Below are 20,046 nucleotides of genomic sequence, written 5' to 3'. Positions count from 1 at the left end.
TTCCCATCAGAAACGTGAACCGGTTACGTCAGCACTCGGACACGTCTACTGCTTAGCTGGCCACCTCTTCTGTGACGGCTACGCTTACGGGAAGCTCGCCGGCTTCTGCGCAATTAATGTGCTGCCACGTAATTAGGAACTATAGCTGGCGGGCGCACTGCTCTGGCTCCCGCTCTTATGAGCCGCGAACGGAGCTTGCATACCTAGAGAGGACCTCTGCTAGTGAACTGGTCGGAAGTTGAAAACGAAGTCCGGACTATCGCCGAAGCGGTTTGGTCGATGCCGTGCGTGAGCGAAGTCGTGTCGGGAATACAGTGCGACGGAGTGATCAAACTGAAAGAGGACTACTGGGTTCTCATTGAAATTTCCGTTCGAGATGACTTGGACAAATTGCGCAACGACATCACCAAGCTCAGTACATTGCGCAATATCCTCATTGGCCAAGGAACCTACGCCGAGTGTTTCTTCGTGACCTCGGGTGACAACCACCCTTCACTGCGTGAGACGGCCAGGGCGGCAAAAGTTCAGTTCCACACATTATCGACGTTCGCTGGCCACTTCTTGGGAGCCCGACAGTACATGCACGAACGGGCTCAGAGGCCGTTCGGAAGTGCAGTGATTCCTGAAACAGGCGACACTGACACGAGTGAATATACCCCAATTGCCTACACGGACGATAAGGGCAAGCGGTACAACGTGGCGGACATTTCGCGGGCCGTAAATGACGGGAAACGGTTCATACTTTTAGGTGAATTTGGTACCGGGAAGTCTCGATGTATTAAGGAGACTTTTAGTGAGATTACAAAGACCTCTGATGCCTTCGCGCCAATTGCCATAAATTTGCGTGATAATTGGGGGTACCGAAGCCTTAGTCATATCCTGCGGAACCACCTCGATGACATGGGGATGGGCCAGTATGCTGACAACTTGCTTAAAAGCCTCCGTCGAGGGAATCATCCACTCCTTCTCGACGGCTTCGACGAGATAGGCTCCCAGTCTTGGACTGGCGACCCGGCTCGGTTGGCCGAGACTCGCAGGAAAAGCCTGGAGGGTGTGCGCGACATCGTTCAGTCTTGTGCCAAATCCGGAGTTCTGATAACGGGACGTGAGCACTACTTCAGTTCTGATGCAGAAATGTTGGAAGGTCTTGGACTTAACTCTTCGTGCATCATCCTGCGATGCCCCGAGGAATTTACGGAGCAAGAGGCACGTCAATATTTGAGCCGAAACTCATTGATTGACTTTATTCCCGATTGGATGCCCAGAAAACCCCTGATATGTCAGCTTTTGGCTAAGTTGGACCAAGATGAGTTGGCGGCAATCCAAGAGAACTCCGATGGCGAAGTTCAATTTTTCGAGAGCGTCGTCGATGCAGTCTGTGGTCGTGAGACTCGTATTCATTCGGCTTTGGATGCAACTACGGTAAAGCGTATTTTGCTTCATCTCGCACAGTCTTCAAGGATACAAAGTGCAGTGGCCGAGACTCTTTCTGCAGCTGAAATAAATCAGGCGTTTTATCTAGTGGCGGGATTTGCACCTATTGATGAATCGTCTGTTTTGCTACAACGCCTTCCGTATCTCGGACGCGTTGGCTCAGGAAGCTCTGATCGAATCTTTATAGATGACTACGCGAAGAATGGCCTGCGTGGCCTTGCTATGAATGATACGTTCAGCCAAAGTGATCCGGACATAGCTCGACAAAGGTGGCAACAGCCATTGGATAACTTCGGGTTACGCGTTTGGGCTCAGAATTTGCCAGCCGATCAGTCGCCGTTAAAGTATGTCCGTCAGTGCGTTAACCATGGAAACGTTCAAGCCGCTGCGGACTTTGTCGCCGCCAGACTGTTACAGGACCGAGACGCTTGCGATTTTGAAGGCCTATCTGTTGATGGTGGAGCAATCACGGAGTTGCGACTCGTGGAGAAATTCGTTTCTAAACTTTCTTTGACGAATATCTTCTTCGATACGATAATTATTGAAGACGCTAAGTTTAGTGACGTCTGGATTGATGACTGCATCATAAGGGAACTAGAGGGAGTGAGCTCCCGAGATGCTCTTCCGGATGCTTTTGGGCCGCTGTGTGAAGTGGGAGAAATTCGCTACAGTCTAACCGCTTCTCGTATCAGCACTCTGAACCTCACAAACGGTCAAAAGACGCTATTGGCCATGATTAAGAAGCTCTTCTTTCAACCCGGATCAGGACGAAAGGAAGAAGCGCTTCTTCGCGGTACAGAGGCATACTGGGATGAGTCTTGCGCTCACTCCGCCTTGAATTACATGGAGCGCGAGCAGATAATAAGAAAAATAAAAGGCAATAGGGGATGGGTGTACGTACCAAGGCGTCAGTATATGACGCGTATGGGGGCCATTGTTGAATCGCAGAAAGTTTCAACTGATCCACTCTGGGAACTTATCAGCTCATCCTAACTAATGTTCCGTTGCCAGCTTATTTATGTTCAGCTGGAATGAGTATATTGAGCGCAGGATGTGATTGATGGTCTGGTCTGTTTTGGGCGTCGGGAAGCGCCTATCAGTGGCGGCTAGGTGATTGCACCTTGAGGTCTCGATGGGCCGTCACGATTACTTTATCAAATGATCGTGATTTTGCATTGCATTCAACTTCTTGTGAAACGTTATAAGCTAATTCACGTTCTTCGAGAGAATAGATTTATCGGCAGCTTCGCTCACTGCGGTTGTCTGGATTGTCGTTCTGTTGGAGTATTCCATGCCAGCAGAAAGCAGAAGCTTTTTGGTGGACGCGATGTATCGGTCAATATCGGACATAATAAGGATAGAAGCTCTCCGGCCGTATGCCTGGAGCTCCGCATGGGGAAGCAGCAAACACAGGAGCAGGGTCTTGACAGTTACATCCACACACCGGGAACTCAACGTCGCACCCGGTTCGGTGGTCCGTGTCCGTGACGAGGACTGGCTGGTCACCAGCGTCGAAAAGTCGATAGACGGCACGCTCATAAGGGTCCAGGGCCTCAGCGAGCTCGTCCGAGACACCACGGCGGCCTTCTACTCTGCACTGGACACCATCGAAGTCGTGGACCCGGCCAAGTCCAAGGTCGTAGCCGACGGCACCCCCAACTACCGGCGAGCCCGCCTGTTCCTCGAGACCACCTTTCGCAAGACACCGACACCCCAGTCGGCGGAGTACCTGACGGTCTCCACTCGCATGCTGTCGCGAAACCTCAAGTACCAGCAAATCGCCGTCGCGAAGGCCCTGGATACCAAGAACATCCGCCCGCGCATCCTGATCGCGGACGCCGTGGGCCTCGGCAAGACGCTCGAGATCGGCATGATCCTTAGCGAGCTGGTCAAACGCGGCCGCGGCGAACGCATCCTTATCGTCACCCCGCGCCACGTACTCGAGCAGATGCAGCACGAACTCTGGTGCCGGTTCGCACTGCCGTTCGTCCGCCTCGACTCCGCCGGCATCCAGAAGATCCGGCAGAAGCTCCCGGCCACGCGTAACCCCTTCACCTACTACAAACGCGCCATCATCTCGATGGATACCCTCAAAAGCCCTCGCTACCGGGCCCAGCTCGGCAAGCTGCACTGGGACGCGGTGGTCATCGACGAGGCCCACAACGTCACCAACACCCAGGCCATGAACAACGAGCTCGCCCGGGTGCTCGCGCCAAACACTGAGGCCCTCATCCTGGCATCCGCGACCCCGCACAACGGACGCAACGAGTCGTTCGCGGAAATCCTGCGGCTGCTGGACCCCACTGCCGTTCGCCCGGATGGCACCTTCGACCCCAAGCACGTGGAGAACCTCATTATCCGCCGGCACCGGCATAGCCCGGAGGTCGCTCAGGAAGTCGGCGCGGACTGGGCCGAGCGGGAAGAACCGGACAACAGGCTCATCTCCGCCTCCGCCGCGGAGAACGCTATCGCCGAGGAGCTCTCCGACGTCTGGCTCTATCCGGAAGGCAAACCGGCACCGTACTCGGGCCAGAATGGCGCGCTATTCTCCTGGATCCTTGCCAAGGCCTTCCTCTCCAGCCCTGCCGCGCTTCTCGAGACGGTCACGGAGCGTCTCAGGAAGCTCGACGCCGATTCCCCCTCCGAGGCCAAGGAAACCGAAGCCCTCAAGCGACTCAGCAAGCTCACCGAGTCCGCCAACACCGGTGAATCCGCCAAGTACACCGAGCTCGTCAGTTACCTGAAGAAGATCGGCGTCGGCAAGGGATCCCCGATGCGGGCGGTGGTCTTCGCCGAGCGCGTCGCCACCCTCAAATGGCTGAAGGAAACACTGCCCAAGGCCCTCGGCCTCAAGCCGGAAAACATCGGACTCCTGCACGGAGGCCTCAGCGACGTCGAACAGCAAAGCATCGTGGATCAGTTCAAGCGCGGAAACAGTCCGCTGCGGGTCCTGGTCACCGGCGACGTCGCGTCCGAAGGCGTGAACCTTCACGCCGAATGCCACCACCTGATCCACTTCGACATCCCCTGGAGCCTCATTCGGATCGAGCAGCGGAACGGCCGCATCGACCGGTTTGGCCAGCGCCAGAAACCGCAGATCACCACCCTGCTCCTGAACCCGCACAACACCCGCTTCTCCGGGGACATCAAGGTTCTCACTCGCCTGATGGAGCGCGAATACGAGGCGCACACGGTCCTCAACGACGTCGCCTCCCTCATGGGTCAGTACAGCGTCAAGCAGGAGGAAGACGCCATCCGCGACGTCCTGTTGGGCAAAAAGGACTTCGAGGACGTCGTCGGCGAGCCCGACGCCGATCCTGACTCCGGCGACCTCTGGGACTTCCTCGACTTCGAGGCCTTGCAGGACGGCGGGGAAACCGAAACCATCCCGGTGGAGAAACCGCTCGGTCTCTACTCCACGGACCTGGACTTCCTGGACGAAGCCCTCAACGAGGCCTTCGGCGATCCCCACAAGGTCCTCGGCTGGACCGTCCACAGCGGACACGGCCTCGCCGAACTCAACCCGCCCGTCGACCTACAGCACCGCCTGGGCTACCTCCCGCAGGACTATCTGTCCGAGCGGCGCGTCACCGAGCGGCTCAAACTCGCCACAACCGTCGACGCCGGCACACGGGAACTGAACCGCGCTCGCGAATCCGATCACATGAGCTGGCCCGAGGCCCACTACCTCGGCCCGCTCCACCCCGTCCTGGACTGGGCCAGCGACCGGGCCCTGTCCGAGATGTCCCGCAGCGAAGTCCTTGTGGTCCGCGGCGAAGTGGACGCTGCCCAAGTGCTGCTCATGGGGACCTTGATGAACCGCCGCGGGCAGGTAGTCTCCAAAGCCTTCATCGCGGTGGACTTCCCCGACCCCGCCAACCCGACGTTCTGCCTCTCCGAACCCCTCGAACATCTGGGCGAGCACCTGAGCAGCATCGGCGTCGACGCCAAGGCGACCAACCCCGGACCGGTCACGATAAACGGGCTGCAGGCCCTGCTGCCGCAGGCAGTGGAGAGCGCCCGGCAGACCATGCAGCTGACCTTTGAAGCAGCCGCCAACTCCGCCAATCAGCGGCTACAAGCGTGGAAGGACCGGGCCACCGGTTGGACCCAGCTGTCCTTCGACTTCGCTCAGCGGGCGGAAGTGAAGAAGCAACGCGCGCGTGTCAGCGAGGAGCAGCGCATCGCGGAGTCGCTCGCCCCGGCCCAACGCCTGGTCCGCCCCCTTCTGATCGTCGTTCCCCGCGCAACCCCTGTCGCCGTCCCGGAAGGTGCTGACCAGTGACGCAGTCCTTTGATTCAATCGTTGTAGGCGAAGACTGGATTAGCGAACACTTCTTCACCACGGACTCCACTAAGGAATCCTTCCAGGCCGAGGTCGTCAAACTCCGCAAGAACTGGGACGAGGAAGGCAAGCAAGGCCACTCCACGACCCCGACCCGCTTCGCCGAGGTCCGCGGACGCCTTCAGATCCTGCTCGCCGGGCTCTCGGAAGACCCGGCGCGTGCGTCCGAGGCCTACGCCCTGCTGTGCGGTGCCCTCGGGTTTAGGGGCACGACGGCGGCCGCCACCTTCGAGCGCAGCGGCACCGAAACGCTCGTCCCCGGCGTGTGGGCAACGGAGAGCTCCGAGGTCTTGTTCGTCGAGGCCGCCCCGGCGGAGGCCCTCGAAGACGTGCTGTCCACGGTGCTGCCCCTTGGGCGGGTTCTGGTGGACGGCAAAGAACCGTTCACGGCTTTGACGGTGGCGAAAACCGTGTCCGAGGCGTATCTGTCGGACAAGGCCCCGAAGTTCGTGGTGATCATGGCCGGCCGGTGGCTGGTGCTGACCGAACAGGAACGCTGGGCCGAGGGCCGCTACCTGGCCGCGGACGCGCTCCTGGTCGCGGACCGAAATGACACCAAGAAGAATGCCGAGACGGACCGGTTCCTGGCGATCTTCGGCCGGGACTCCCTTATGCCGACGCCGGACGGCTCCATCTGGTGGGAGGGCGTCCTCGAAGCCTCTGTCAAACACACCGTGGGCGTCTCCCAGGACCTTCGCGAAGGTATCCGGCGCTCCATCGAAATCATCGCCAATGATGTCCTGGACCGCCGCCGTGCAGCGGGTCTGGGCGTGGAGGACGTAGACGGCCAGGTCCTGGCCCGCCAGTCCCTGCGTTTCCTCTACCGGATCCTCTTCCTGCTCTACGCTGAGGCCTCCCCGGAGATGGGCGTCCTCCCGGTCGGAGCCGGCGAATACAACGAGGGCTACGGCCTGGACCGGCTGCGGGAACTGACTCTGGTCAACATCCAGACCCCGGAGTCCCGGCGCGGAACCCACATCTACGAATCGCTCGCGCAACTCTTTCATCTGGTGGACAATGGCCACGCCCCGGCAGGGACCAGCCCCTCGGATGATGCCTCCGGCCAGAACGAAGGCCTGGTCTTTCAGCCGCTCAAGGCCGACCTCTTCCACGATGCTGCAACGTCCCTCATCAATGACGTCATGCTCAGCAACGCCGAGCTGCAGCGCGTCCTCCAGCACTTGTTGCTGAGCAAGGAAGCCAAGGGCAAGGACCGGGGTTTCATTTCCTACGCGGAACTGGGCATCAACCAGCTTGGGGCCGTCTATGAGGGCCTGATGTCCTACACGGGATTCATCGCCGCGGAACCCCTGCACGAGGTGGCCAAGGACGGGAATCCGGAAAAGGGATCCTGGGTGGTCCCGGTGGACCGGTCAGAGTCCATTGACGCCAAGCACTTCGTTGTGGAAGAAGACGAAAGGACGGGGGAGCGCCGCCCTGTGCTGCACCCCGCAGGCTCGTTCGTCTTCCGGCTGGCCGGCCGCGAACGCCAACAGTCTGCCTCTTATTACACCCCCGAGGTGCTAACCAAATTCGTCGTCTCCCAGGCGCTCGAAGAGCTTCTGGACCAAAACGACCAGACGACGGCAGCGGACGACTTTCTGAACCTGACGGTCTGCGAGCCGGCCCTGGGGTCCGGCGCGTTCGCACTTGAGGCCGTTCGCCAGCTCGCGGATGAATACCTGAAGCGGAAGCAGGATGAGCTGGACGTCAGAATCCCCGCGGACGAATATCCGGAGGAGCTTCAGAAGGTCAAAGCCCAAATCGCGTTGCACCAAGTCCATGGCGTGGACCTGAATTCAACGGCGGTGGAACTCGCCGAAGTCTCCCTCTGGCTGGACACCATGGTGAAGGATCTGCAGGCGCCGTGGTTCGGCCTGCGCCTGCGCCGCGGCAACTCGCTGATCGGCGCCCGCCGGGCCACGTACTCACGGCAGGCAGTCACCGACAAGTCATGGCTGAAGAGCGCTCCGCAGGATGCACCCCTGACCGGGCTCGTCGAGGCCATGACTGCAGAGACCGACGACCCCAACGTGGTAGGCCGCATCCACCATTTCCTGCTCCCTGCCGACGGCTGGGGCGCGGCGGCCGACGCGAAGGAAGTCAAGGATCTGGCAGGGGAATCCCAGCAGGAGCTCAAGACCTGGCGCAACAAGATTAGGTACAAACCCAGCAAAACGCAGATCGACCGCATGGTGAACCTCGGGCGCCGGGTGGAATCCCTGTGGAAGCTCACGCTGCGCCGGCTGCAGGTCGCCGAGGCTGAGGCCCGCCGGGACATCGACTACTTCGGCAGGCACGCCACGGCTGTTGGGCCCGGTGATGCAGGCACTCCAGTCCAGGCCGTCACCCGCGAACAGATTGAGCAGACTCTCAACGACCAGAATGGCGCTTACCAGCGTCTCCGCCGGGTCATGGATGCCTGGAACGCGTTGTGGTTCTGGCCGCTGACCGAGCGGGCGACCGGCGGGGCCACACCTCCGACACTGGACGAGTGGCTCGCAACGCTGGAAATGATCCTTGGCCTGCAGGGCAAAGAGTCGAAGATGGCAGGGCAGCAGACTTTTAGTGCTGCATCGACCTGGGCAGAACTGAACGACGCCGAAAGGGCCGACCTTGAGTTTGCTCTGGTGTCCGACATCGAGATTGCCAAGAAGCAAAATTCATGGCTGCAGGTGTGCGAGAGCATCGCCGCTGACCAGGGCTTCTTCCACTGGGAGCTGGACTTCGCGTCCGTCTTCGGCCGCGGTGGCTTCGATCTGCAGGTAGGTAACCCTCCATGGGTTCGGCCGGACTGGGACGAGAATGCTGTCTATGCCGAGTTTGATCCGTGGTGGCAGCTGAACGACAAACAGACGCAAGCGCAGAAAGCCGAAAAGCAGCTCCTAGCCAGGGCGGATCTTACTCAGGTCGAGTTCATGTGTTCCCAGGCTGCCGGGATCGTGGCGGTTCGTGAGTTTCTGACGTCGCCGGCGTCCTACGCGATCGTGGCTGGCCTCCGTCCGGACCTTTATCGCTCCTTCATGGAGCGGACGTGGGCGTCTGTAGCGAAGACCGGAGTTGTGGCTCTTGTTCACCCCGAATCACATTTCACCGAAAAGAAAGCCGCACATCTCCGGGCCGAGACCTACCGCCGTCTTCGAAGGCATTGGCAGTTCATCAACGAACTGTCGCTCTTCGAAATACATCATCTGGTGACCTACGGTGTGCACGTCTATGGTGCACGTCGCGAATCCCCACGATTCAAGATGGCGGCGTCGCTCTATCATCCGGACACTATCGCCCGCTCTGAGGTCCATGATGGATCGGGCGAAGTTCCGGGTCTCAAGGACGGCGACGGAAAATGGGATACCCGGCCTCACTTGGAACGCATCATCAACGTAGACGAATCCGTTCTGAGTGTCTGGGCTGACATCCTGGACGAGCCGGGAACTCCCGCCGTCCAGGCCCGCATGGTATACCCCGTCAATAGGGCAAGCTCGCGGGTACTGGAAAAGCTCAGCAGAGCGCCACGCGTTCGTGAGCTGGGGCTGCAATATTCATCCGGTTGGAACGAGACGACAGACCGGAAGAACGGATACTTCGAGGTTGGATCTGCTGTCCCCGCTTCCTGGGACGATGTCATCCTGCAAGGCCCGCACTTCACCGTTGCGAACCCATTTGCCAAACAGCCCAACCCAACAATGAAGAACAATCTCGACTGGACAGAGCTTGACCTCGAGGCTCTACCCGCAGATTTCATACCGCGGACTAGCTACCAGCCCGCAGTTGACCGCAGAGCCTATGATTCGGACTACACCAAGTGGAAATTCGGTGCGACATCAAGCTCTGCCCGCACGCAGGCGAGGATTGCATGGCGCCGAATGGCGTCTGTCACTGGAGTTCGCACCTTCTATTCAACAGTCATTCCAGCCGGGCCAGCCCACGTAAACACGGTAATCTCAGCCGGAGGCCCAGCAGTTGCGGAACCTATGCGGTTAATGAGCCTTGTCGGATTCCTATCGGCACTTCCGGTCGATTTCTTAGTCAAGTCAGCCGGGATCGGAGATTTCTACGGCTCAGTTGTAGAGACATTGCCCTTTATCGAAGGGCATTCACTTAGCCTCGCAATCGCTTCAAGGGCTGCGAATCTCACTTGCCTGACCCAGCAATACGCCTATCTGTACGAAGCCGTAATCGGACTCCCCTGGACAAGAGAAAGAGTTTGTACAAGTGCTGCCGATCGAAGACTTACGCAGGTCGAACTTGATTCGGCAGTCGCTCTGGCAGCAGGCCTATCGGCAGACGAGCTGTGCACTATCTATCGCACTCAGTTCCCGGTCTTGCGCGGCTACGAGGAGAACGACCTGTACGACGCGAACAGCCGGAAGGTTCCCGGCGACATGAACCGGCTATATCGCAAAGTCGGCGAGAACTTGACCCTCGAAGATCGGACCTGGACCCACCCGCAGAGCGGCATCGAGTATGTCTTTGAGTTCCCGTTCCAGAGTTTCGACCGCGAGGAAGATATGCGGAAGGCCTACGCTCGCTTCTCGAGCATGCTTGAGGAGAAAGCCTGATGTCAGAGCTTCTGCCCACCACCCAGGCCGGGGATCTGCGCCGGGGGCTCTCTGACTACCTCGCCACCACGTTCGCGCTGACGGACGGGAACGCGCAGTCAGCCATCAAGGACTTCCTTTCGGATCCGGAGCAGGGGCTCTTCAAGGGCGCCTACGTCCGGCTGCGGCTTCCCTTCGAAACCGCCGAACCTGACTGGAGGGACTGTCTGGACTGGCATCATGGCTTGGAGCCATACGGCCACCAGGCGAGGGCTTTCCAGCGACTCAGCAGCAAAGGCACCGGTGGGGCCCGCCGTCGCCCGCTACCCACTTTGGTCACTACTGGCACAGGCTCCGGTAAGACGGAGGCGTTTCTTTACCCGATCCTGGACCATGTGCTGCGCGCCAAACGGGACGGCATCACTGGCATCAAGGCGCTCATTCTCTACCCGATGAATGCCCTCGCCAACGACCAGGCCAAACGCCTGGCCGAGCTGCTGACGACCCACGCGGAGCTGTCAGGCGTCACCGCCGGCATCTACACCGGCCAAAAGGACACCAATCGCACCCGAGTCGCTCCGGGCGGCCTCATCAATGACCGCGATGTCTTCCACCAGGATCCGCCGGACATCCTGCTGACCAACTACAAAATGCTGGACATGCTCCTGCTCCGCCACTCGGACGCACCGCTCTGGCAGAAGTCGGCAACCAGCCTGCAATACGTGGTCCTCGACGAATTCCACACTTACGACGGCGCCCAGGGCACGGACGTCGCCATGCTGCTTCGCCGGCTCGGGCTGACGCTCAAGAGCTACTGGCCGGACGACCTGACCGACCATCCCCACGGGTTGAGCGGGGAAGACCGGGCCCGCCCGCTCGGCCGGGCCACGCCGGTCGCCACGTCAGCAACGCTCGGCAGCAAAGGCGACCCGGACGCGATGCTTCGCTTCGCAGAGACCGTCTTTGGCGAGGTGTTCCCGCCCGACTCCGTCGTCACCGAATCGCGGCTCACCCAGGAGGCATGGACCGAGCTCGCCAGCGGAACCGTGCAGTGCCGGGATCTGAACGCCATCGCCCTCGACGTCATCACCGCCAATAACGCCGTCGCGGAACTGCGCGAGGCCGGTGGCGGCCCGGAAACCGTCATCGGGCCCGTCCTCGACACTCTCTTCGGCGAACACCCCGCAGACCTCTTGGACGCGATGCGCACGCACCCGCTGACCGCGGCTCTGCTGAGACATGCGAGCACCGCCGTCGCTCTCTCGGACCTGACCGACGCCATCTTCCCGGCCCATTCGCTACCGGCGGGGGTGCGACCGGACGCCGCGGAAGAATTCATCGCCCACGTCATCGCACTGCTCAGCCACATCCGCGCCCGCCACGGCAGGGCGGCAGTGACGGTGGAAACACATTTGTGGATCCGCGAGATGTCCCGCGTGGACGCCGCCGTCGACACTTCACCGCGCTTCCGCTGGTCCGACGACGGCGTGGATCAGTCCCACGACATGTTCCTGCCGGCACTCTACTGCCGGCACTGTGGCCGCTCGGGCTGGGGCGCTGTCCTGGCGCCCACCGGCCTGGACCTGGAGCTGGACGATTCCAAGATCCGTGAAGCACGCGTAACGAACAACCCGCGCTTCCGGACCCTCATCTCGGCCGCTGGCGAGGCGGACATCATCGAATTCCACCAGGACGGCTCGGAGCAGGTGCAGGGCCTGCACTGGCTGCACACTGTCAACCGTGGCCTCTCCACCATGCCGCCGAAGGCGGACAGCGCCGACCTTGCCGAAGGGCGCATCATTCCCGTCCTAATGCTCACCGGGCAGGACGCGGACGACCAGTCCAAGAAGGACGTCTGCCCGTCATGCCTGGCCAAGGACGGCATCGCCTTCATGGGCAGCGCCATCGCCACTATGCTCTCCGTAAGCATCTCTAACCTGTTCGGCGCCGAGGGCCTGAACGATGAGGAAAAGAAAGCCCTCGTCTTCACCGACAGTGTCCAGGACGCCGCGCACCGGGCCGGGTACGTGCAGTCCCGTTCCCACACCATGACGCTTCGCACCGCCCTGCGGCGAGCCCTCGACGTGCAGCCGGCCACGCTCTCGGAACTCGTGGACGCCGCGATTGCCCGCGCGGACACACCCGGGGCGCGGTACCAGCTGATCGCACCCGAATTCGTGGACCGGCAAAGCTTCCGGCCGTTCTGGGACCCGAAGGCCTCCCCGGCGGAACGCGTCCGGGCCCGGCGCTTCGCCAAACGCAGGCTGCAGTTCGACGCCCTCCTGGAGCTCGGCCTTCAGTCCCGGACCGGCCGGACCCTGGAACTCACAGGGTCCCTGGCCGTCGAAACCGACGCCGGTAACCCCACCCGCATGCTCTCCGTGGCCCGGAAAGCCTACGACTCGGCCCTTCACCAGACCATGGTCGGGGAGGCCGCGCCCACGCAGCAGCAGCTGCTTCAATGGATCCGCGGCACTGTGGAAAGGGTTCGCCTTCAGGGCGGCGTCCATCATGAATGGCTCAAAGGCTACATCGTGACCGACGGAAAACGCTGGCAGATCTGGGGCGGGCGGCCCAAGGGAGAAGGCATGCCGGCGTTCCCCTCCGGCCGGCCGGCCCCGGCCTTCCCCCGGATCGGCAACGCCGCCGCGGCGACCGACAACCTGGACGGCGTTACATCCTCGGCATCCTGGTACGCACGATGGACGGCCCGCTGCCTCGGCGTAGCTCCTGCTGACAGCGGCTACCTTGCCAAGGCACTCATCACGGCACTTGCAGACGACGGAACCCTCGGCAACTCCAAGACAAACTCCGGGGCCGATGTCTACTGGCTGGATCCGGAGAAGATCGTGCTCTCCGTCCCGGACGCCGAGGATCTGGCCGCCGGGCGGCACACGGTTCAGTGCAAGGTCTGCCAGGCAATCACCCCCGGAAGTCTCACGGTCATCGACCAGCTGGTCGGGGGCCCCTGCACCCTGGTCCGGTGCAGCGGGACCCTGCAGCGGCACGCCGCCGACGCCCGCAACTTCTACCGGGACCTGTACTCCTCACGCGAGAGCAAGCGCGTGGTGGCCCGGGAACACACGTCGCTGCTGGACGACGCGACGCGGATTCTCTACGAAACGCAGTTTAAGTCCGGCGCGGACAACCCGCAGGCTCCCAACGTCCTGGTCGCCACCCCCACGCTGGAAATGGGCATCGACATCGGCGACCTCTCCTGCGTCATGCTGGCCTCGCTGCCGACGTCCGTGGCCTCCTACTTGCAAAGGGTGGGCCGCGCGGGCCGCCTGACCGGCAACTCGCTGGTCCTTGCCTTCGTGCGCGGCCGTGGAGAGCACCTGCCCAAACTCCACGAACCGCTCTCCGTCATCAACGGCGAGGTCCGGCCGCCGGCCACGTATCTGGATGCCGAAGAAATCCTGGGACGCCAGTATGTAGCCCACGTTGCAGACCGCTTCGCCCGGGTTGCGGGCCGGCCGCACCCGGTTGACGCCATCCAGGCCCTCGGGAGCGTCGCGCCCGGATCATTCATCGGCGACCTCATCGAGGACGCCACGGCGAACGCTACCGCGTATCTCACCGAGTTCCTGGACCAGTTCGGCGAGCGGATTTCCGCGGACAGTGCCGCCCGCCTGACAGCGTGGGCGTCGCGGCACGACGACGGCGAGCCCAGCGGCCTCGCCCGTCACCTGGTCCGGGCGGCAGGGGAGTGGAAGGCCGACGTCGACGAACTGGACACCCGCCGCAAAGAGATCGGCAACGCCCTGCCCGAGCTGGAGGCCGCGGCCGCCCAGGCGGAACGGCTGGACGACAAGACCTCCGACGCGCACCAGGCCCTTCGGACCGCCAAAGCCACCCTCAAAATGATCCGGGACCAGCTCAAACAGCTCCGCGGCCAATATTGGATTTCGGTCCTGGAGGCTTACGGCGTGCTGCCGAACTACACACTTCTGGACGACTCGGTCAGCCTGGATGTGGGACTGTCCTGGAAGGATGCGGACACGCAGGAATTCGTCACTGACACGGTGACCTACAACCGCGGCGCATCGGTGGCTCTGAGCGAATTTGCTCCCGGCGCCACGTTCTATGCGCAGGGCATGGAAATCCTGATCGACGCCGTGGACCTGGGCCCCCAGCAAAGCCATATCCAAAAATGGCAGGTCTGCCCGCAGTGCGGCTGGATCAAGACTGACCTCGGCACCGCCGCGGCCGTGCAGAACTGTCTACGCTGCGGCACCTCGGCGATCGCGGACATCGGCCAGGTCCTCGACGTAGTGGTTATGAAGAAAGTCTCAGCTGAGGTCCGCCGGGACGAAGCCGCGATCAACGACCGCCGCGACAACCGCGTGCGGGAACGCTTCACGATCGTCGCTGCGGCGGATATCGATCCGCAACACCTGCAGAAGCGCTGGTTTGTGGAGGGCTACGACTTCGGCGCCGAATACTACAACCGGGTTGACATCCGCTGGCTCAACACGGGACGGACGGCCTCCAACGGCGGGGTGCGGACCATCGCCGGCGACGACGTCCGGACGCCCATGTTCCGGCTGTGCTCCTATTGCGGTCAGCTGGACCAGTCCGCAAAGGAGAATCTGCCCACCGAGCACCGGTTCTGGTGCAAGTACCGTAAGGCAGCCCAGGAAAGCCTCAAGGAAGTGGTACTGGCCCGGGAACTGAACACTCAGGGAGTGGTCCTGCACCTGCCCCTGGACGTGACCTACGGCGACGACTTCTCCGTCCCCAGTCTTCAGGCCGCCATGCTGCTGGGTCTCCAGAACGTCCTTGGCGGGGCCCCGGACCACCTTGGAGTCCTGCGGATCAATGATCCCGCGCACGGTGGGAACCGCGTCGCCTTGATGCTGCACGACAAAGTGCCCGGCGGCACCGGCTACCTTGCCGAATTCGCCAACCCTGAACGGGTATGGGAGCTGCTGCACACCGCGTGGCAAACAGTGCGCGACTGCAGCTGCCGCTTCGAGGAGCGGCTGGCCTGCCACCACTGCCTGCTTCCCTTCGCCGATCCGTGGACGGTGGACAAGGTGGCCCGGGCCAGCGCGGAACGCCTGCTTGGACTGCTGCTGCGCTCAGGTGAGGCAGCCAACGACGGCGCCGTCCCGCCGTCGTTCTCCGACTGGGCCGTCACCGAAGAGGCGCCCGACGCCGAGACCTCGATCGAGTCGCTACTGGAAAAGCGTTTCCGGAAAGCCTGGATGGACCGGCTGAAGGCGGTGGGCGCACACACGAAAGTGACCCCCGGTGCGATGGCCGACACCATCACCTTCCGGATCCCCGGGCAACAGTTCCAATGGCAGCTCATCCCGCAAGTGGATGTCGCCGGAACCCGCCCCGACTTCCTGCTCAAGGGACCGCCGGACCCCAACTTCCCCGTACTCGCGATCTACACGGACGGCTTCGCCTTCCACGCGTCCCCGGAACACAACAGAATCGCGGACGACGCAACCAAGCGCGACAAGCTCCGACACAGCTCTGAATTGTCCGGGGCAGCCGTGCCATGGGCCGTGACGTGGCAGGACGTGGAGGCGTTCGAAGCCGGCCGCGACGCCATTGTGGCGCTGCCTTCCTGGGTCAGTGCCAAGCTCAACGCGCAGCTCATGGCCAACTACCCTGTGAACGCAGCGATCATGGATCTGCTGGGCAGGGACGCTGTGACGATGCTCTGGGAATGGGTCAACCGGCCGGATCCCGAGGCATGGGTGGACTTCTCGGAGCTGGTGCCGCTCATGCTGATGACGCAGCGGCCCGAGCCCAGTGACGCCGACGCGATGTACGCGCATGCGTCGGCGCTATCCCAGGGCACCAAGCCGGCTTTCCCTCCTGGTACCGTCACGGCTTGGACGCACAGCTCGGGGAGCTTGGGCTTCGCGGCGGCTGGGTCGCCCAAGAGCCTGTCCACTATCGCTGTGGGGTTGTGCCTGGACGACAGGCACGAAGCGGTCGGCTCGCCATCGCACGAAGCATCCTGGCGTGACTGGCTGCGGCTCTCTAACCTCCTGGCGTTCAAGCCCATTGGTCTGACGATCGGGTCGGTGATGTCTGCCGTGAGTGCCGGTGGATCGGTAGAGGAAGAAGCTGCCCGTCTGCAGATGTCGGACGGGCTCAGCCCGGCCTGGAACGAGCTGTTGGCGCAAGCCACCGAATTCGAGAAGACTCTTCTGCTGGCTATTGCCAATGCGGACATCCGCGTCCTGCCTGAACTCGGCTTCGAGGTGGACGGCCTGCCGGTCTCGATCGCCTGGCCGGAGTACCGGATCGCCGTCATGCTGGACGGCGATGACGGGCAAGCGGAACTTCAAGCCGCCGGCTGGGCAACTGTGGGAACAGACGTTGACGATATTCGCGAACTGCTGACGACGAAGGGAGCTTGATATGGCGCTGGTGACATGGATCAAGCAGAAGGACAAGATCGACGGCACCATGAAGAACAAGGTCTACTCCTTCTTCGAGAAGCTCCAGAAGGACGACACCGCGCCCGGGCTCCATATCGAACCCATGCATATGCCCGCAGACCCCCGCGTGCGGACGGGCAGGATCGACCTCAACTATCGGGCAGTCCTCTTCAAAGTTGCGTTCGACACCATCCCGCACTACTTCTACTACGGCGCGTGGCCGCACGACGAGGCAATCGACATTGCCCGCTCCAGCGTGCTTCAAGTCAACTCCGTCAACGGCGTTCTGGAGGTCATCCGGGCTTCCACGCCTGACGGCGATACGCCTTCTGTCCCGAGCGTTCCTTATGGTGCCGTTGTTCCTGCCGCCCCGACGCCGGAGCCCGACGTCGAGCCTTTGGTTCACGTGGAGGTGCCGGAGTCGGGCAGCGACGAGATGGCCGAACCCTGGACGAACCCGCTCCTGGCGTGCGGCATGGACCTCGCTGGATTGGTCTCAGAACTTGGCCTCGCCCCGGATCTTGTGGGCCGGGCATTCGCTGCCTCCTCGGACGAAGATCTCCTGAACGTCTTGGACGAGGCGCCAGAGTGGCAGGCAACTGCGCTCCTTGAACTGGCTGCTGGGACGTCCGTTCAGGAAGTCCAGGACAAGCTCGCGCTGAGCCGCTACGTGGACGACCCGCAGGCGTCAGAAGAAGAGAAAATCCGGAAGTCACTGGAGCATCCGGCCACGAAGATGCAATTCACGTTCGTGGGTGACAACTCCGACGAGCTCAAGAAGGTCATCGAGGGTGGAGACTTCGATTCCTGGCGCACGTTCCTTCATCCGGAACAGCGTGTCTATTCCGAACGCCGCTATAACGGTTCCTTCCGTCTCTCCGGTGGTGCTGGAACCGGCAAGACGGTGGTCCTACTCCACCGCGCCCGGATGTTGGCCGCGGCCGAACCGGCGACGCGGATTGTCCTGACCACCTACACAACGACCCTAGCTGACTCGCTGGAAAGCGGGTTGGCGAAGCTGGATGCCGATCTTCCCCGGGCGGCAAAGCCAGGTTCACCCGGCATCTTCATTTCCGGTGTGGATTCACTTGTCAGCAAAGTGTTTCGCGGTGCCCAAGAAACTGAGCAGCGTCTCGCCATGAAGGATCTTTTCGGGCTGGAGGTCTCTGCGCCGGGGAAGATTCTGGACGCCGATAGTGCCCGCCAGCAATGGGAGTCAGCACTGGCCGACGTCGATCATCAGCTGGAACTCGAGCTCGCCAATCCGACCTTCCTCCAGCAGGAGTACGAGACGGTGATCCTGCCCAACTTCATCAGCGGCAAGGACGAATACTTGAAGGTGCCTCGCGCCGGCCGCGGCACGGCCTTGAACAGGGGGAAACGGCTTGCTGTCTGGAAAATCGTCGAAGCATACCGCTACTACAACCGGATCGAAATGCACGCCTCGTTCGTGGAGCTGGCGCATCTGGCTGCTCTGGTGCTCCGCCAGCGTGCAGAGGCCAGCGGAGCACGTCTTGTTGATCATGTACTCATCGATGAAGCGCAGGACCTGCACGCTGGCCACTGGCTGTTTCTCCGGGAACTGGTCCAGCAGGGTCCGGATGACCTGTTTATTGCCGAGGATTCGCATCAGCGCATTTATGGCCAAAAGGTCCCGTTGTCCCGCTTTGGAATTGGCATTGTCGGGCGGTCACGCAGGTTGACGCTCAATTACCGCACCACCCAGCAAAACCTGGCGTACGCCGTCGGACTTCTTAGCGGAGCCCCGGTTACGGACATTGAAGGCGATCAGGAATCAATTAACGGATACACCTCCTCGCGGGTGGGGCCGCGGCCCGAAGAGATAGCGTCGGCTTCCATCGCTGAGGAACTCGACAATCTTGCTGACTACCTGCGGAAGTGGAAGGACGAAGGGGTGCCGCTGGAGACCGTTGGAATTCTGGTCCGCTCCAACTTCCAGATAGGCAAAGTCATCAACGGTCTGAATGAACGTGATCTCGAAGCCAGAACTGCGGGTGCAGCGACGATGCCCGGCGTGCCGTCTGTCATGACCATGCACCGGTCAAAGGGCATGGAATTCACGCGGGCGGTTCTTTTTGGCATTTCGGACCAAACCCTTCCGGCTTCCTATCAGGTCAAGGGCCTGGCGCCGGCCGAGCAGGCCGACGCTATTCTCCGTGAACGCTCGCTCCTGTACGTCGCGGCAACACGCGCACGCGACGGACTTGTCGTGTCGTGGAGCGGCAAACCGTCGGAGCTGCTTGGTACAAAGTAGGTTCAATATTCACGACTATCAGTGACGACTATTTGGGGGAGTAATGACTATTAGTGCGGTTGGGAACAAGGCGCGTTGGTGGGACGGCGACGCCTCGCAGCGTTACTGGATGGAATTGGTCAATGTGGACACTTGGGGGAGCGAGCTCATTGCACCCGACACGTCTCGCTACGACTTGATGAAGGACGTGCGCGTCGGCGACGTCGTGCTTCATTGGGTGGGGAAAAACAACCCAATGGGATTTAAATCGGGAATGTACGGCGCCTCGATAGTGGCTGGGGAATTGCAGTCCCGTGCGGGTGACTGGTATGGAAAGCCCGCCAACACCATCCCCCTGACCGGCTATACCCCGCTGCCGAGCCCTTACCTCCTGACGGATCTACGTGCCGACCATCAGGCGGACATCCTTGGCATAAAGGGAAACCTCGAATCCGAATATCCGACGGGGCGCGGCAAATTCACAATTTATTTCCCTTTCCAGAAACACCCCACCAGCGGCCTGAAACCTAACCAGGGATACTTGTTCAAGCTACCTGCGGAAGTCCTCCAAGCTGCCCCGGATCTGCTTCCTGACAGCGACTGGGGCGGGTTCGACCGGCCACTCGTCGCACCGCCGGTGAGTGGACAAAATGGCGTTAGGCAGCGCTACGCGGGCTTCTGCGCCGACCCTATATTGAAGAAGGCAATTGAGATGCAGGCCGTCCGGCAGGCGATTGTTCACTACGAAGCAGCCGGCTACAGTGTGGAAGACGTTGGTGCCTTCCGCTCCTACGATTTGCTGGCAATACGTGGTGACGAAGAGAGGCACATCGAAGTAAAGGGATCTCAGGGATACGTCCAGAAGGTCATTCTTACGCGCAATGAGGTTACGCACGCTAATGACTATCGTCTGACGGATTTGGTTGTGGTGGCTGATATCAAGTGGGAGCGCCACCTCGATGGTTCTATAGCAACCGACGATGGAACGATGAGCGTCTACCCGGATTGGCGGCCTTCGCCGGAGAACCTGAAGCCGCTGAGCTACGAGTACTTCCTAGACTAGAGCCG

Annotated in this window: 6 protein-coding genes; all 6 read left to right on the top strand. The window is 61.4% G+C overall.

The annotated features are described in order from the left end of the window. The first annotated feature begins 222 nt into the window (after nt 1-222). The 6 genes from ACS5PJ_RS10770 to ACS5PJ_RS10745 all read left to right on the top strand — a co-directional run bounded on the left by ACS5PJ_RS10770 (nt 223) and on the right by ACS5PJ_RS10745 (nt 20,041). Nucleotides 223-2,427, top strand: coding sequence for an NACHT domain-containing protein (locus ACS5PJ_RS10770; protein ID WP_439434880.1), 2,205 nt, complete (start codon nt 223-225; stop codon nt 2,425-2,427). A gap of 430 nt (nt 2,428-2,857) precedes the next feature. Then, nucleotides 2,858-5,719, top strand: coding sequence for a helicase-related protein (locus ACS5PJ_RS10765; RefSeq protein WP_439434879.1), 2,862 nt, complete (start codon nt 2,858-2,860; stop codon nt 5,717-5,719). After that, complete coding sequence (locus tag ACS5PJ_RS10760) at nt 5,716-10,338, top strand: Eco57I restriction-modification methylase domain-containing protein (RefSeq protein ID WP_439434878.1); 4,623 nt, start codon at nt 5,716-5,718, stop codon at nt 10,336-10,338. Before ACS5PJ_RS10765 ends, ACS5PJ_RS10760 begins: the two co-directional genes overlap by 4 nt. Next, nucleotides 10,338-16,703 (top strand): DEAD/DEAH box helicase, encoded by a 6,366-nt coding sequence (locus ACS5PJ_RS10755; RefSeq protein ID WP_439434877.1) that lies wholly within the window; start codon nt 10,338-10,340, stop codon nt 16,701-16,703. Before ACS5PJ_RS10760 ends, ACS5PJ_RS10755 begins: the two co-directional genes overlap by 1 nt. Nucleotide 16,704: 1 nt before the next feature. Then, on the top strand, nt 16,705-18,999 hold the full coding sequence (locus ACS5PJ_RS10750; RefSeq protein WP_439434876.1) for a 3'-5' exonuclease: 2,295 nt from the start codon (nt 16,705-16,707) through the stop codon (nt 18,997-18,999). A gap of 43 nt (nt 19,000-19,042) precedes the next feature. Beyond that, entirely contained in the window at nt 19,043-20,041 is a 999-nt protein-coding gene (locus ACS5PJ_RS10745; protein WP_439434875.1) for a protein NO VEIN domain-containing protein, read from the top strand. Nucleotides 20,042-20,046: the final 5 nt, after the last annotated feature.

This window comes from Pseudarthrobacter cremeus (assembly GCF_051857465.1).
Taxonomy (GTDB): Bacteria; Actinomycetota; Actinomycetes; order Actinomycetales; family Micrococcaceae; genus Arthrobacter.
This window is presented reverse-complemented; position numbering and strand designations above follow the sequence as displayed.

Coding starts and splice junctions, on each gene's coding strand:
- ACS5PJ_RS10755 (WP_439434877.1), top strand. CDS start 10,338: ATGTCAGAGCTTCTGCCCACCACCCAGGCCGGGGATCTGCGCCGGGGG.
- ACS5PJ_RS10750 (WP_439434876.1), top strand. CDS start 16,705: ATGGCGCTGGTGACATGGATCAAGCAGAAGGACAAGATCGACGGCACC.
- ACS5PJ_RS10745 (WP_439434875.1), top strand. CDS start 19,043: ATGACTATTAGTGCGGTTGGGAACAAGGCGCGTTGGTGGGACGGCGAC.